This window comes from Pigmentiphaga sp. (assembly GCF_019689535.1).
Lineage (GTDB): Bacteria > Pseudomonadota > Gammaproteobacteria > Burkholderiales > Burkholderiaceae_B > Pigmentiphaga.
This window is the reverse complement of the sequence record NZ_JADGHH010000010.1, coordinates 1-14,628: the sequence shown is the minus strand read 5'-3', so window position 1 is coordinate 14,628 and position 14,628 is coordinate 1. Positions and strand designations below refer to the sequence as shown.

Genomic DNA, 14,628 nt, shown 5'->3' with positions numbered 1-14,628 from the left:
CGCCCAGGACTGTTTGATGAAGACCAAACCCTTACAAGCGAGCTGACGATGACCTTGCCTATTGAATCGTTCGAGCCTTCTACGCCCGTCCGACGGCCGGAGACCCCCGTATCGTCGTATGTGGATGCAGTGGTGACGCGGCGGTGGTCCATCCTGGCGACGCTATTGGTGGCGCTCGGAGCTGCCGCCTTGTACCTAATGTTGGCCCGCCCCGTCTACCGGGCTGACATCCTGGTGCAGGTCGAGGAAGAGCAACCCACGTCACCGGCACGCACACTGCTAGGCGACGTATCCGCCATGTTCGACGTCAAGCCGGCCACGACGGGGGAAATGGAGATACTGCGGTCGCGCACCGTCGTCCGGGCTGCCGTGGAACGGTACCGGCTCTACATCGATGCATCGCCTGACTACTTCCCCGTGGTCGGCCGCTGGCTGGCGGAGAAGAAATACGGAAAAGTGATCTCCCAATGGCTGCCGCCGAACGGCTACGCCTGGGGCGATGAGCTCATCGCCGTCAGCAAGCTGGACGTGCCGCACTCGTTGCTGACCAAGAAGCTGAGGATCACCGCGCTCGGCGACGGCCGCTACCGATTCTACGACCGGACGCACGGCTTGGCCTTCGAAGGAACAGTCGGGAGGCTCGAGCGGTTCATCGTGCCGGACGGGTCGATCGACATCCAGATCGATGCGCTCCAGGCGGCGCCGGGCACGGACTTCACGGTGCGCCGGTGGTCGAGGTTGATGGCCGAGGAATCTGTGCAGGCGCACCTGGCCGTGTTCGAGCGCGGGAGGCAGTCCGGCGTGATCGGGGCCACCTTTGAAGGCAATGACCCGATCCTGACCGCCCAAATCCTCAACGAGATCGGGCGGGAGTACGTCCGCCAGAACGTCAATCGCCGCGCCGAGCAGGCAGAGCGTTCGCTGGCTTTCCTGGATAGCCAGTTGCCCGCCATGAAGAAGGCGTTGGACGAGGCCGAGTCGCGGTACAACGCGTTGCGCAACTCACGCGGGACCATTGACCTGAGCGAAGAAGCCAAGCTGATACTCGCCCAGTCTACCGAGGCCCAGACCAAGGTCGTCGAACTGCGTGCGCGGCGCAGCGAGCTGGATACGCGCTTCTCGCGTTCCCACCCCAGCATCATTGCCATCGACCAGCAAATCGCATCGTTGAATGCGGACATCGGCCGGCTCAACAACCGCATCCGGCAGCTGCCCGATCTCGAGCAAGACGTCGTGCGGCTGGTGCGCGACGTAAGGGTGAACACCGAGCTCTATACGGCGCTCTTGAATAACGCCCAGCAGCTCAAGCTGATCCGTGCCGGCAAGATCGGCAATGTACGCATACTTGACATGGCCGAAGTGCCGGAGGAGCCCGTGCAGCCCAAACCAGGCATCATCCTTGCCGTGGCGGCGGGCATCGGGCTGGTGGGCGGCACGTTGCTGGCCCTGATGCGCAATGCCTTGTTCGGTGGCTTGACGGATCCGGACGAAGCGCAGCGGTTCACCGGCTTGCGCGTGCTCGGCACCATTCCGTACAGCGAAGCGCACGAGCGCTTGTGGCGGCATGCGCTCAAGCGCAATACGGGCGTGCAGCCTTTGTTGGCGCAGAAGCGGGGCAAAGACCCGTCCATCGAAAGCCTGCGCGCGTTGCGTGGCGTCATGCAGAAGTCGCTGCAGCATTCGGTCAGCAATATCCTGGTGTTCACCGGCCCGATCCCGGGCGTGGGAAAATCTTTCGTTTCGGCGAACTACGCTTTTATCCAGGGGGCGGTCGGAAAACGCGTGCTGCTCATCGACGCCGATTTCCGGAAAGGTCAGTTGAACCGTTACTTCAATCTGCCGAAAGAACCGGGGCTGTTCGAAGTGCTTGCCGGCTCCACGTCGGTTGAGAAGGTGAACAAGCGGAACGTTGCCGAAGGCGTGGACTTCATTTCCACCGGCATCGTGGCCTTCGACCCGTCCGAGCTGCTCGCCTCGTCGACGTTTGCGCATACGCTCAATGCCTTGGCGCGAGACTACGACCTCGTCATCGTCGATACTGCCCCGGTGCTTTCTTCTTCGGATGCCGCGGCCGTGGGCGTGCACGCGGCGGCCGTCGTGATCGTGGTGAGAGATGGCATGAACACGGTCGGCGAAATCCGGGAGACGGCCAAGCGGTTGGTGGAAGCCGGTGCGCCGGTGGACGGCCTGGTGTTCAACGGCCTCAAGCTGCTGCCCAAGCGCTATGGGTTCCGGCCCAAGTATGGCAACTACCGCTACGCCCGCGCGGATTACTACAGCGAAGAGCCACACCGGACGTAGGGTGGCCCGATCCCCGGCGGCCCATCGCGGCTGCGGGGATCGCTAGGGCAGGCGCGCGCTTTCGTTTGCTTGGGCGAGCTCGTCCGGCTCGGCAAGCCAGTCGCCCGCCTCGCCGTCGCGCCTTGCATCGGCATCGAGGAATAGACCCCGGGTCAGTTCCAGCGCCTGGCGCTCGAACAGGCGGCGGTAAACGCCGTTCGGCCTGCGGATCAGCAATTCGTGGCTGCCTTCTTCCACGACCTTGCCACGGTCCATGACCAGCAGCCGGTCAAGCGCCCGCACGGTAGAGAGACGGTGGGCGATGACGAGGGTGGTGCGGCCTTCCATCAACCGCTCCATTGCTTGCTGGATCAGCACTTCGCTTTCGCTGTCCAGGCTAGAGGTGGCTTCGTCCAAGATCAAAATGGGTGCGTCGGCGAGGAAGGCTCGCGCCAGCGCCACGCGCTGGCGCTCTCCGCCCGAGAGCTTGACGCCGCGCTCGCCCACGAGGGTGTCGTACCCGCGCGGCAGGGCCGCGATGAAATCGTGGGCGTTCGCCAGGCGCGCAGCGCGTTCGATCTCCTCTCGCGTCGCTCCCGGCCTGGCATAGGCAATGTTTTCCGCCAAGGATCGATGGAATAGGATGGGTTCCTGCTGCACGATGGCGATCTGCCGGCGCAGCGAGTCCTGCCGGACGCGGGAGATATCCTGCCCGTCTATGGTGATGCGGCCGCCGGTCACATCGTACAGGCGCTGGATCAGCTTGATGAACGTCGTCTTGCCGGAGCCGGAGGGGCCGACCAGCCCGATGCGTTCGCCCGGGGCGATGCGTATCGAGAAGTCTTCGTAGAGAGGTCGGTCATGCGTCCCATAGCGGAAGTGCACGCGCTCGAAGCAAATTTCTCCCTGGCGCACGACGAGGATGCGCGCGTTTGGCGCGTCCTCGACGCCCAGGGGCTGCCGTTCGAGCGCGACGAGTTCTTCCATGTCGTTGACCGACCGTTGCAAGTTGCGCACGTTCATGCCTACGTCGCGCAGATAGCCTTTGAGTATGAAGAAGGCGGTCATCGCGAAGGCGATGTCTCCAGGGCCTGCCTGCCCGCCCGCCCACAGCAGCAAGGCCGAGCCGACGATGGCGCCTTGCATGAGCAGCAGCATGCCTCCTTGTATGCCACCATTGAGGGTGCCTCGCCGCCAGGTGCGGCGAGTGCGTTCCCGCCATTTCCATACTATGCGGGACAAGCGTTCTTCTTCGCGTGTTTCCGCGCCGAACGCCTTGACGACGGCGTTGCACGTAATGGCGTCGGCCAATGCACCCCCCAGCTTGGTGTCCCAGGAATTGGCCAGACGTGCGGCTGGCGCGACGTATCCCAGCGACAGTGCCACGGTGATTGCCACGTACAGCACGGACCCGACCCCGACCAGGGCGCCCATGAGGGGCCAGCTCACGCCTAGCACCACGGTCACGCCGACCAGCATGATGAGCGAGGGGAACAGGGAGATCAGCAGGGTATCGTTGAGCAGGTCCAGCGCCCACATGCCGCGCGTAATCTTGCGCACGGTGGACCCCGCGAAGGTATTGGCATGCCAGTCGGTCGAGAAGCGCTGCACGCGATGAAAGGCCCGGCCAGCGATTTGGCTCATCATCTTGAGCGTCAAGACGATGATGTTCCGGAAGGCGACTTGGCGCAGGAGCGTGCTTCCCGCTCCCAGGGCGAGGATCAGCCAGAATGCCGTGAGTGCGGCGTGCCAGGCTGAGTCGCGCGCCGCACCTGCAGCCACGGCGTCGACCAGCCTGCCCGCGTACATGGGTGTCAGGACGTCGGCCAGCGTGGAGAGCAGGATGGTGAGGAGGATGGCCAGGATGCGCCAGGGCTGCGCGGCCCAGTGGCGGAACGTGAAGCCGAGCACGCTCCGAAAGGAGGGACCGCGGAAGTCGAGTTTCTTGAAAGCCATATGCGAGGGCCCGTGCTCGGCTTCGAGCCGGGTCTTCAAAGTCCGGAAGAAAGCATGCCTGGCCGCCGGACGCATGGCGGTGCGGAGGCGGACGGTCGTGCGTCCGCGGTCGGGACCCTGCCGGAGCGATGAGCTGGAAAGGACGCGGAACCATGCGGGAGACGTTGCAAGCCATGGGGCTGCGGCGTCTTCCGGGAGGGGTTGGCGGTCGGGGGCGGCGCTTGAGTTTTGGCGTACAGTCTAGCAACGCGTGCGACGATGGGCAACGACCGACCGCGCCCGCGTCGTGGGCGGAATACACTTGCCGCGCCTCGCGCAGGGGCGGGAATCAGCGCAAATAGCGAGTCAGAGGACGAGATGGACATTGCAGTAATGGGAGCGGGCGCCGTGGGCTGCTACTACGGCGGGATGCTTGCACGGGCCGGACACCGCGTTACCTTGATCGGCAGGCCTGCGCACATGGAGGCGGTGCGGCGCAGCGGGCTGCTGCTCGACATGCATTCGTACCGGGGGCATGTCCAGCTACAGGCCGCCGAAGGGCCGGAGGCCGTGGCAGGCGCCGAGCTCGTGCTGTTCTGCGTGAAATCTACCGATACCGAAGCGGCCGGGCGGATGATCCGTTCGCATCTTTGCGCCGACGCAGTCGTCCTGAGCCTGCAGAATGGCGTGGACAACACCGAGCGCCTGCAGGCACTGCTGGCCCAGCATGTCATTCCGACCGTCGTCTACGTCGCGGTGGAGATGGCCGGCCCGGGGCACGTGCGCCATCACGGACGCGGCGAGCTGGTGCTCGGCCGGTCCACGCGCAGCGAGGAGATCGCTGCCGTGTTGAACGCCTCCGGCATTCCGGCAACGGTGTCGGAGAGCGCCGTGGGCGAGCTCTGGGCCAAGCTCGTCCTCAATTGCGCGTACAACGCCTTGTCGGCCATCGCCCAGATCCCCTACGGCCCGCTCACCCAACAAGGGGAGGTCCTGGACGTGATGCGCGACGTCGTCGACGAATGCCTGGCGGTGGCGGGCAGGCTGGGCGTGAGCGTGCCCGGCAATCCGTGGGATGCGGTGCTGCGCATCCGCGAAACCATGCCGACGCAGCTGTCGTCGACGGCGCAGGACCTGGCCCGCGGCAAGCGCAGCGAGATCGACCACCTGAACGGCTACATCGTGCGCAAGGGGCGCGAGCTCGGCGTCCCGACGCCCGTGAACCGCACCCTCGCAACCCTGGTCAGGCTCATGGAGAGCCGGGGCGGGTGAGCCGCCTTATGCCGCGACTGCCAGCGGCTCGAGGTCGGCAAGGAAATGATCGCGCCATTGCCGGATGCTGTTGTCGCGCAGGAGTTGCATCATGTGGCCGTGGCGCTCGAGCCGCTCGGGTAGCGGCATGTTCAACGCACGATGCAGGGCGCAGGCCATCGCCTCGATGTCATAGGGGTTGACGATGATCGCCCCGTCCGCCAGCTCGTCGGCGGCGCCGGCGAATTCGGAAAGCACCAGCACGCCAGGGTCCTCTGGAGCCTGGGCTGCCACGTACTCCTTCGCCACCAGGTTCATGCCGTCGCGCAGCGGCGTGACAAAGCCGACCTGGGAGGCACGGAAGAACGACAACAGCGCAGCGCGGTCGTATGCGCGGTTCATGTAGCGGATGGGCGTCCAGGAAAGCTCGGTCCATCGGCCATTGATGTGGCCCGCGGTGCTTTCCAGCTGCCGGCGGATGTGGCGGTAGCCCTCGACGTCCGAGCGGGACGGCGGCGCGATCTGGAGAAAGCTGACGCGTCCGCAGTGGCTGGGATAGGTTTCCAGCAGGCGCTCGAAGGCGTTGAAGCGTTCGACCAACCCTTTGCTGTAGTCCAGGCGGTCCACGCTGATGATGAGCTTGCGCTCCTGCAGCCCTTGCTTGAGCGTCGTGACCAGCTTGGAGCGGCTGCGCGCCTTGGATTTGTTTTGTATCTCGTCGGGAAGAATGCCGATGGGATAGTGCCCCACGCGGACACGCCGGGAACGGGTGCGCAGCACGCCGTCGGCATCGAGGGGTAGGCCGAGCCGCCGCGTCGCGTAATCGAGGAAGGCCTGTGCGTCGCCGCGAGTCTGGAAGCCGACGAGGTCATAGTCGCACAGGGCTTCCACCAGTTCCCGGTGGGGCGGGATGGTGCGCAGCACGCCTTCGGACGGGAAGGGCGTGTGGAGGAAGAAACCGATGCGGTTGCGCAAGCCTTTGCGACGACAGGCGCGCGCAAAGGGGATGAGATGGTAATCGTGCACCCAGATCCGGTCATCTTCGTCGACGAGTTCCATGAGCATGGAGGCCATCCGCTCGTTGACGGCGATGTAGCCGGCGTACTCCCGGGAGGCATACCGGGCGAGATCCACCCGGTAGTGGAAGGCGGGCCATAGGGTGCCGTTCGAGAAGCCGCGATAGTACGCGTCGTATTCTTCGCGGGAGAGACTGGTGGTCGCGCAGTCGAGGCGGCCGATGCGATAGGTGGACAGGCCGGCTTCGGCGGGATTCTCCTCGATCTTGCCGTTCCATCCGAACCAGAGGCCGTCCTGCCGCTTGAGCGCGTCGAGCACGCCAACGGCAAGGCCTCCAGCGCTGCTTCTTCCGACGGCCGCGGACGGCACGCGATTGGAGACGATGACGAGTTTGCTCATTCCGTGATCCTCTATACGCGGCTCCCGGCGCCGCGCGAAGCGAGGGCCAGGAGACCATTCAGCCAGAGCGCGAGGGCAGCCGGATCCGCCAGTCGCCATAACGCCGATGTGTCGCCGCCGCCTATCTTGATCGAGACGCCACCCAACCGGTTGACGGCTTGGAACGCCGGTTCGTCGGTCAGGTCGTCTCCCGCCATGATGGGCATGCGGCGCGAGAACGGATCGACGGTCATGAACCGTTCGATGGCCCGGGCCTTGTCCGCGCCGCGCGGCCTGACCTCGACGACCATCTTCCCGTATTGGAGTGCGTAGCGTGAGCTGAAAGGTTCGGCTGCCGCCCGCACTTCTTCCCTGACCCGGTCCTCCAGGCCGGGGGCTTGTCGGTAGTGAATCGCGAACGAGAGTCCCTTGTTTTCCAGGTATAGGCCTGGATGCCGTGCAGCGATGGCGGCGAGTGCGCCGCGCAGGCGCGCGGATTCATCCGGGTCGACCGACGCCTCCCATAGACGCCCGTCGGGCGCCCGCCATTGCGCGCCGTGCAGGCCGCCGGCAGGCAGGCGCAGCGGCTGCAACATGCGGTCTATCGTGTCGAGGGCACGGCCCGAAACCACGGCCACAGCGCCTTGCGTGGCACGCTGCAGGCGTTGCAGCAGGGCGATCGTGGAGGCGGGGACCGCCGCGGCGTCCGGCATCGGCGCGATCGGCGCAAGCGTTCCGTCCAGGTCGAAAAAGAAGGCGCAGCGTGCCAAGTCGGGAGCAGGGCCTTGGCTAGGGGCTGTGCCCTGTCTCAGGGTATCGGCAAGCAGGTTTCTGAGGAAAGAAAACGAAGGAGAGCTTTCGTTCGTTCCGGTCATTGCCTGTGGATGCGCGCTCTATGTATCATTTTTTTTCACCTTCATGATAGCGGATGTTAAGTAACCACGCGGTTCGGGGGTGGTTCATTCTGCGTGTTTTTGTGTCTATTTCCGTCAGCCTGCGGCGTCGCCACGAGGCGCGAGGCGACATGAGGCCGCTGCATGGGCAATACCCTTCGCGCACGTAGGCGGAGAGTCACCGGCGCATGAACATCGAGCGCCGGTTTCGATTGCGCATCTCGCCCGCCACTTCCCGTACCACGTCGATGAAGAGTCGCACGCTCTCCCGCACTTCGCCCATGCCGAGCGTCGTGAGTCCGACCGCCGCGGAGGTGGGGCTGGTATCCACGGGCAGGGCTCGCGCCTCGCCGCGGTCGAGGTCGGCCTCGATGACGCCGTAGGGGACGAACCATATCGCGTCGCTGGTGCGCATCAGGGAGCGCGCAACAGTGGAGGAAAGCGTTTCCACGATCTGCTGCGGGATGCCTACTCCGCTCGATTGCAGGAAGGTTTCCGCTGCCGGCCGGATGTACGTGCCCTTCATCGGCAACACCATTGAGAATGCCCCTAGGTCGGCGGGCCCGAGGGTGGGACGAGTGAGCAGCGGGTGGTCGGGGCGCACGGCCATGACGAGCGGTTCCATGTACAGGTGCTCGAATGAGATCCCCACCATCTCGGATGGGTGGCTGATGCGTCCGATCACCAGGTCCAGTTCGCGCAGTTTCAGGCGCACCAGCAAATCGGCGTTGGTGCCGCCATGTGCGGTCACGACGAGGTGGGAGTAACGGGCCTGCATTTCCTGGATGGCCTTGGGTACCAACGTGGCCGCCGCGGTAGGAAGAATGCCGATGCGGATGTGCTCGGGGGCCTTGTCGCCGGCGCCGAGCAGTTCGAAGCCGTCGCGCAGCGCCCCGATGGCCTGGGCGGCGTGGCGCAGCAATATGTGGCCTGCCGGCGTGAGTTCCAGGCCTTTGCGGTGGCGCAGCGCCAACGTCTCTCCGGTGATCGCCTCCAGTTCGGCCAAGCTCTTGGAAACAGCAGACGGGGTTTGCGAAAGTGCATCGGCCGCTTTCAACACGCTGCGATGGCTGGCGAGGGCGATCAGGCATTGCAGGTGGCGCAGGCGCAGCCTGGGGTCGAGGACGCGCGGCATGTTTTCCTTTTGCTCCATCAATTTCAAAAAAGATCAACCAATATTAACTTTTAGCCGCCTATCATCGTGAGCAAAGCGCGGAACGCGCGATGTGGCGTTCCGTAAGCGAGGAGGAGATTCGAATGCTGAAAAAGACTGCTCGGGTGTCGGCCGTGACGTTTGCTTGGGCGCTGGCCTGCTTGCCCGCGGCGGCACATCCTGCGTACCCGGACAAGCCGATCAAGTTCGTAGTCAATTTCACGGCGGGAGGGCCGCTGGACATCATGGCGCGCCTCGTCGCCGAGCGGCTCAGCGCCATCCTGAAGCAGCCGGTGGTGGTCGAGAACAAGACCGGCAGCGGCGGCAACATCGGGGCGGCCGCCGTGGCCAGCGCGGCCCCGGACGGTTATACCGTGCTATTTAGCTTGGATTCGATCTTTACCGTGAATCCCAGTTTGTATCCCTCCCTGGGGTTTCGGCTCGACCAGTTGAAGCCGATCATGCGGCTGGCGTCGTCGGGCATGCTGATCGCCGCCCACCCGAGTGCCAAGGCCGACACGCTCGAGGCACTCGTGGCGCGGGGGCATGAGGATATGGTGGCGTTCAGTTCGGCGGGCAACGGCTCTCCCGGGCACCTGGGGCTTAGCATGCTGTCGCAGGCGACCCGGATGAAGATCAACCACATCCCGTACCGCGGCAATGCGCAGGCCGTCCTGGCCGTCGTCTCGGGCGAGGTCCAGGCCGCTGTACTCGCGACGCCCGGGCTGTTGCCGCACGTGAACGCCGGCACGGTCAAGGCGCTCGCCGTCACGGGCTCCCAGCGCTCGCCGTTGCTGCCGCAGGTTCCCACGACGGCGGAGCAGGGTTACGCAGCAGTCAGGCAGGACGTGCTGTATCTTGCGATGGTTCCTTCCGGCACGCCGGATTCCGTGGTCCAGACGTTGAGCCGGGCCGTGCAGCTGATCATGGCCCATCCTGAGGTCCAGCAGCGGCTGCGTGCCATGGATTTCACGATCGAGACGCGTGACGGGGAGGCCGCGGCCAGGGAACTGGCCGAGACCCGTGAGCGCTACGCCCGCATCATCAAGTCGGCCGGCATGAGCGTTGATTGAACCGAGTCAAGAACGAGACCATTGCGTATGACTAATTTTGTCTTCATCCTGGCCGACGACCTCGGCTATGCGGACCTCGGGTGCTACGGCGGGCGCCAGCCCGTTTCCCCCCACCTGGACCGCATGGCTGCGCGCGGCATGCGCTTTACCCAGGGCTATTCCAATTCGCCGGTGTGTTCGCCGACGCGCTTTGGCCTCATCACGGGGCGCTATCAATATTGGCTGCGCGGCGCCGCCGAAGAGCCCATGACGGGCAAGTTCCGCGGCAGCACCACGGTCGGCCTGCCGCCGGAGCATCCCACCCTGCCTTCCCTGCTGCGCGAGCGCGGTTATCGCACCGCATTGATCGGCAAATGGCACCTGGGTTATCCGCCGCATTTCGGACCCTTGAAGAGCGGATACGAATACCACATCGGTCCGTTGTCCGGGGGCGTGAGCTATTTCAGCCATGTAGACCGCACCGGCAAGCACGACCTGGTCCGCAACGGGGAGCCGGTTCGCTACGATGGTCGCTACCTCACCGATCTCTTGACCGATGAGGCCGTGGCTTACTTGCAGGCGCGGGGCCAGGATCGCCAGCCGTTCCTGCTCAGCCTGCACTATACGGCGCCGCACTGGCCCTGGGAGACGCGCAGCCAAGGCGGCCCGAACCCCGAGACTGACAAGGACATCCGACACTTGGACGGGGGGTCCATACACGTCTACGGCGAAATGATCAAAGCCCTGGACGAAGGCTGCGGCCGCGTATTGGATGCCTTGGAGGCACTCGGCCTGGCCGAGGATACCCTGGTGATCTTCACCAGTGACAACGGCGGGGAGCGGTTTTCTGATTCGTGGCCATTGGTCGGGGGCAAAATGGACCTGACCGAGGGCGGGATCCGCGTACCCTATATCGTCCAGTGGGGCGACAAGCTCGCGCCGGGGTCGATATCCACCCAGCACTGCATGACCATGGACTGGACGGCAACCATCCTGGACATTGCCGGCGTTGCGCCGCATCCCGATTATCCGCTCGACGGGGTATCCCTGCAGCCGGTGTTGCGGGATCCAGCCCACACTTTCCCGCGCGAGATGTATTGGCGCATGAAGTACCGCAACCAACGGGCCATGCGGGATGGCAAGTGGAAGTACTTGGCCATCGAGGAGAACGAATACTTGTTCGATTTGTCCGTCGACGAGCGCGAACGGGCCAACCTGGCGCGGCGCTACCCCGAGCGCCTGGCGGAAATGCGCGCAAGGTATGATCGCTGGAATGCCATTTTCGGCCCCATTCCGCCGGATGCGAACAGCGAACTCGTTTATACCGAAAAGGACATGCCGAGTCGCTGAGGAGGGGAGCCGGCCGCGGCCGGGCCGCCCCCGGGGCCGCCATGCTACGGGGGACTCATGCAGTTGCACAAGCTCGATCTCAAGCTGCTCCTGATTTTCGACGCCTTGGTGCGCACGCGCAGCGTGACCTTGGCCGGGGAGCGCGTGGGATTGTCTCAATCGGCTACCAGCAACGCCTTGCAACGCCTGCGCGAGGCGTTTGGCGACAAGCTGTTCGTCCGCACGCCGACGGGCATGCAACCGACCGGGCTGGCGCTCGAAATCGCCGACGAAGTGAGCGAGGCACTCGATAGGCTGAGGATGGTGCTCGAGCGTAGCCGGGTATTCGAGCCGGCGCGCGCAAGGCGGACTTTTCGCATATTGCTGAGCGACATTGCCCAACAGGCGCATTTGCCCACCTTCGTCGCCTTGCTGCGCAAGGAAGCGCCGCATGTGGACCTCGTGGGCGTCTCGCTGCCGGTCAGGGAGGCCAAAGAGGCCATGTCTTCGGGGGAACTCGACCTAGCCGTTGGCTTCCTGCCCGAGCTGGGGTCGGATTTCCACCGCCAATCGCTGTTCGTCGAGCAGTGGGTTTGCGTGATCAGCCGCCATCACCCGACCATCGGCAAGACCATGACGCCTGAGCAGTACCTGGAAGCGGCGCACGTGAGCTACCGGCCGGCCGCATCCATCCACGCTTCGCTCGACCAGCTGCTGGAGACCCAGTTCGCCGGCCGGGGCGTCAAGCGCCGCGTCGCGTTGAGCGTGTCGTATTCCAGCGGGCTCGCCGCCACGCTCGCGTTGTCCGACCTCGTGTTGACCGTGCCTTACGGGCCGGCGCGTTCCATGGTACGGGCCCAGCCATTGCGCATCGTACCGTTGCCGTTCGAGCTGCCGCCGATCGATCTCAACATGCAGTGGCACGACCGCATGCACCACGATCCGGGCAATCGTTGGTTTCGCCAGCTCTTCGCCGCGAACTACTGCGACAGCCGCCAGTGAGGCGGCTGATGGGAGGGTGATTTTTTCCGGGTTTTCCCGAAATATCGGTTTCTTCCATTTCCGGAATTCAGACTATCCATTGGACGCTCGTAACCGGGCATTCCTAAGATGATCGACTGCGCCGCGCGGCCCGGTTGCGCCATGTGTGCGCGGCGCCTCATCCATCAAGGAAAGCCTGTATATGTCTGGACCGCAAACCATTCAACTGCCCCAACATCGCGATCTCTACTACGGTGGCCAGTGGCACGTCCCGAAGGGCGGCTACGTGGATACTTGGAACCCGGCCACGGGCGAATGCCTCGGACCCTGCGCCGAGGCCAATGCCGCTGACGTGGACGATGCCGTCAAGGCGGCCCAGGCCGCGTTCGTCGAATGGAGCCGCACCAAGCCGTCCGAGCGCGCCGCGCTGATGCGCAAGGTCGCGACGGTGCTGCGGGAACATGCCAGCGAATTGGCGCTGCTCGATGCCGCCAACTGCGGCAACCCGGTCGCGGAAATGACGCGCGACGTACAGGCCGCGGCAGCGCAGTTCGACTTCTTTGCCGGACTGGTCACCGAAATCAAGGGCGACACCATTCCCATGGGAGAGGGCGTCGTCAACATGTCGGTGCGCGAGCCGTACGGCGTGGTCGGCCGCATCGTGGCGTACAACCACCCGCTGATGTTCACTGCCGCCAAGAGCGCCGCGCCGCTTGCAGCCGGGAATACCGTCGTGATGAAGCCGCCCGTCCAGGCGCCGCTGTCGGCCTATCGGTGGATGGAGCTGATCGACGGCATCCTGCCGCCCGGGGTGCTCAACATCGTGAGCGGCGGAACCGAGTGCGGATCGGCCTTGTCTGCGCATCCCGACGTACCCTTCGTTTCGCTGATCGGCAGTGTGCCGACGGGCCGCGCGGTGGCCAGGGCTGGGGCGGAGCGCTTGAAGCGGATCACGCTGGAGTTGGGCGGCAAGAACGCATGCATCGTTTATCCGGACGCGGACCTGGATCGGGCGGCAGCGGGCGCGGTACAAGGGATGAACTTCACCTGGTGCGGCCAGTCTTGCGGATCGACTTCACGCCTGTTCGTGCACGAATCCATCCACGACGAAGTGGTCGCGCGCATGCTGGAGAAAATCCGCCATTATCGTCCGGGCCTGCCGACCGATCCGGCCACCACCATGGGCGCGATCATCTCCCAGTCCCAGCTCGACAAGATCATGAAATATATCGAATTGGGGAAAGAGGAGGGGGCGACCCTGGTTTATGGTGGCAAGCGGCCGGACGATCCGGCGCTCAGCAAGGGGTTTTTCATCGAGCCCACGGTATTCACCAACGTCACGGCCGACATGCGCATCGCCAACGAGGAAATCTTCGGCCCGGTGCTGTCGGTCATCAAGTGGAACGACGAAGAAACCATGCTGGCCCAGGTCAACGCCGTGGAATACGGCCTGACGGGCGCCGTGTTCACGCGCGACCTGGCCAATGCCCACCGGGCCGCCAGCCGTATCCAGGCTGGCTTCATCTGGGTCAACAACGCGGGACCGCATTTCCTGGGCACGAGCTATGGCGGCTATAAGCAGTCCGGCATCGGACGCGACGAGTCGATCGAGGAGCTGTTGTCCTACACCCAGGGCAAGAACATCAACATCACCCTTTGATCGTAATTCGGCGCGCGCCGCCCGGGCGGCGCCGCCTCCGGCGGAGGCCGGCTAGAACAAGGATAACGCTATGAGACAACTGACAGCCGCGGCATGCATGGCCCTGGCGGTGACCGCAATGGCACCGGCCCTGGGGCAGGAATGGGCACCGACCAAGCCCGTGAACATCGTCGTGACAGTACCGCCGGGATCGAGCACCGACATGTTGGCCCGGATACTGGGCGAGCGCCTGCCCGAGGCACTCGGGCAACCTGTAGTGGTCACCAACCGCCCCGGCGCGAGTGGCTTGATCGGCGCCGCCTCCGTCGCGCGCGCGGAACCAGACGGCCATACGCTGCTGCTGGCCCCGAGCACCCTGCTGGGGGCGCCGCACGTCATGCCCAAGGGAGCGGGCAGCGGCGTGGACGTGCTGCGGGACTTGGCTCCGGTGGTTCGCACCGCTTCCTCGCCGGTCATCATTCTGGCCAACCCGCAGTTGGGCGTGAAAACGCCTCAGGATCTCGTGGCCTACCTGAAGAAGAATCCCGGGCTGCCCTATGCCTCTTCGGGCAATGGCTCGCCCCAGCACATCGCAGGCCAGCTGTTCATGAGGGCGACGGGCACGGAGATGACGCACGTGCCTTACAAGGGTGTCATGCCGGCGGTGGTGGACACGCTGAGCGGTCAGATCAAATTGGCGATCGGGGCGCTGGGTGGGGT

At 64.8% G+C, this 14,628-nt stretch carries 11 protein-coding genes; 7 read left to right on the top strand and 4 right to left on the bottom strand.

Annotation, left to right across the window (positions count from 1 at the left end; genetic code table 11):
• Positions 1-48: 48 nt before the first annotated feature.
• A complete protein-coding gene (locus IRZ12_RS01780; protein WP_296463474.1) occupies positions 49-2,301 on the top strand; it encodes a polysaccharide biosynthesis tyrosine autokinase in 2,253 nt (750 codons plus the stop codon).
• A gap of 42 nt (positions 2,302-2,343) precedes the next feature.
• Here the strand turns inward: IRZ12_RS01780 and IRZ12_RS01775 are convergent, their stop codons facing one another.
• Complete coding sequence (locus tag IRZ12_RS01775; protein ID WP_296463472.1) at positions 2,344-4,236, bottom strand: ABC transporter ATP-binding protein; 1,893 nt, start codon at positions 4,234-4,236, stop codon at positions 2,344-2,346.
• Positions 4,237-4,593: 357 nt separating this feature from the next.
• Here IRZ12_RS01775 and IRZ12_RS01770 point away from each other — a divergent pair, with 357 nt between their 5' ends.
• Positions 4,594-5,487 (top strand): 2-dehydropantoate 2-reductase, encoded by an 894-nt coding sequence (locus IRZ12_RS01770; RefSeq protein ID WP_296463471.1) that lies wholly within the window; start codon positions 4,594-4,596, stop codon positions 5,485-5,487.
• A gap of 6 nt (positions 5,488-5,493) precedes the next feature.
• Here the strand turns inward: IRZ12_RS01770 and otsA are convergent, their stop codons facing one another.
• The 3 genes from otsA to IRZ12_RS01755 all read right to left on the bottom strand — a co-directional run bounded on the left by otsA (position 5,494) and on the right by IRZ12_RS01755 (position 8,889).
• Positions 5,494-6,882 carry an alpha,alpha-trehalose-phosphate synthase (UDP-forming) gene (otsA, locus tag IRZ12_RS01765; RefSeq protein ID WP_296463469.1) on the bottom strand — a complete coding sequence of 463 codons (1,389 nt, stop codon included), beginning with the start codon at positions 6,880-6,882 and terminating at the stop codon, positions 5,494-5,496.
• 11 nt (positions 6,883-6,893) lie between these two features.
• A complete protein-coding gene (gene otsB, locus IRZ12_RS01760; protein ID WP_296463468.1) occupies positions 6,894-7,631 on the bottom strand; it encodes a trehalose-phosphatase in 738 nt (245 codons plus the stop codon).
• A gap of 301 nt (positions 7,632-7,932) precedes the next feature.
• Positions 7,933-8,889 carry a LysR substrate-binding domain-containing protein gene (locus tag IRZ12_RS01755; RefSeq protein WP_296463467.1) on the bottom strand — a complete coding sequence of 319 codons (957 nt, stop codon included), beginning with the start codon at positions 8,887-8,889 and terminating at the stop codon, positions 7,933-7,935.
• Between the two features lie 122 nt (positions 8,890-9,011).
• Here IRZ12_RS01755 and IRZ12_RS01750 point away from each other — a divergent pair, with 122 nt between their 5' ends.
• The 5 genes from IRZ12_RS01750 to IRZ12_RS01730 all read left to right on the top strand — a co-directional run.
• Complete coding sequence (locus IRZ12_RS01750; protein ID WP_296463466.1) at positions 9,012-9,980, top strand: tripartite tricarboxylate transporter substrate binding protein; 969 nt, start codon at positions 9,012-9,014, stop codon at positions 9,978-9,980.
• A gap of 27 nt (positions 9,981-10,007) precedes the next feature.
• Positions 10,008-11,309: a sulfatase-like hydrolase/transferase gene (locus tag IRZ12_RS01745; RefSeq protein ID WP_296463464.1), complete on the top strand. Its 1,302-nt coding sequence runs from the start codon at positions 10,008-10,010 to the stop codon at positions 11,307-11,309.
• Between the two features lie 57 nt (positions 11,310-11,366).
• Positions 11,367-12,290, top strand: coding sequence for a LysR family transcriptional regulator (locus IRZ12_RS01740; RefSeq protein ID WP_296463460.1), 924 nt, complete (start codon positions 11,367-11,369; stop codon positions 12,288-12,290).
• 181 nt (positions 12,291-12,471) lie between these two features.
• Entirely contained in the window at positions 12,472-13,929 is a 1,458-nt protein-coding gene (locus IRZ12_RS01735) for an aldehyde dehydrogenase family protein (RefSeq protein WP_296463458.1), read from the top strand.
• A 70-nt stretch (positions 13,930-13,999) separates the two neighbouring features.
• Positions 14,000-14,628: tripartite tricarboxylate transporter substrate binding protein (locus IRZ12_RS01730; protein WP_296463456.1), on the top strand; the 629-nt coding region annotated here is incomplete at its 3' end.

Bases quoted from the DNA above. Each gene is read 5' to 3' on its own strand.
- IRZ12_RS01780 (WP_296463474.1), top strand. From the start codon at position 49: ATGACCTTGCCTATTGAATCGTTCGAGCCTTCTACGCCCGTCCGACGG.
- IRZ12_RS01775 (WP_296463472.1), bottom strand. From the start codon at position 4,236: ATGGCTTTCAAGAAACTCGACTTCCGCGGTCCCTCCTTTCGGAGCGTG.
- IRZ12_RS01770 (WP_296463471.1), top strand. From the start codon at position 4,594: ATGGACATTGCAGTAATGGGAGCGGGCGCCGTGGGCTGCTACTACGGC.
- otsA (WP_296463469.1), bottom strand. From the start codon at position 6,882: ATGAGCAAACTCGTCATCGTCTCCAATCGCGTGCCGTCCGCGGCCGTC.
- IRZ12_RS01755 (WP_296463467.1), bottom strand. From the start codon at position 8,889: ATGCCGCGCGTCCTCGACCCCAGGCTGCGCCTGCGCCACCTGCAATGC.
- IRZ12_RS01750 (WP_296463466.1), top strand. From the start codon at position 9,012: ATGCTGAAAAAGACTGCTCGGGTGTCGGCCGTGACGTTTGCTTGGGCG.
- IRZ12_RS01745 (WP_296463464.1), top strand. From the start codon at position 10,008: ATGACTAATTTTGTCTTCATCCTGGCCGACGACCTCGGCTATGCGGAC.
- IRZ12_RS01740 (WP_296463460.1), top strand. From the start codon at position 11,367: ATGCAGTTGCACAAGCTCGATCTCAAGCTGCTCCTGATTTTCGACGCC.
- IRZ12_RS01735 (WP_296463458.1), top strand. From the start codon at position 12,472: ATGTCTGGACCGCAAACCATTCAACTGCCCCAACATCGCGATCTCTAC.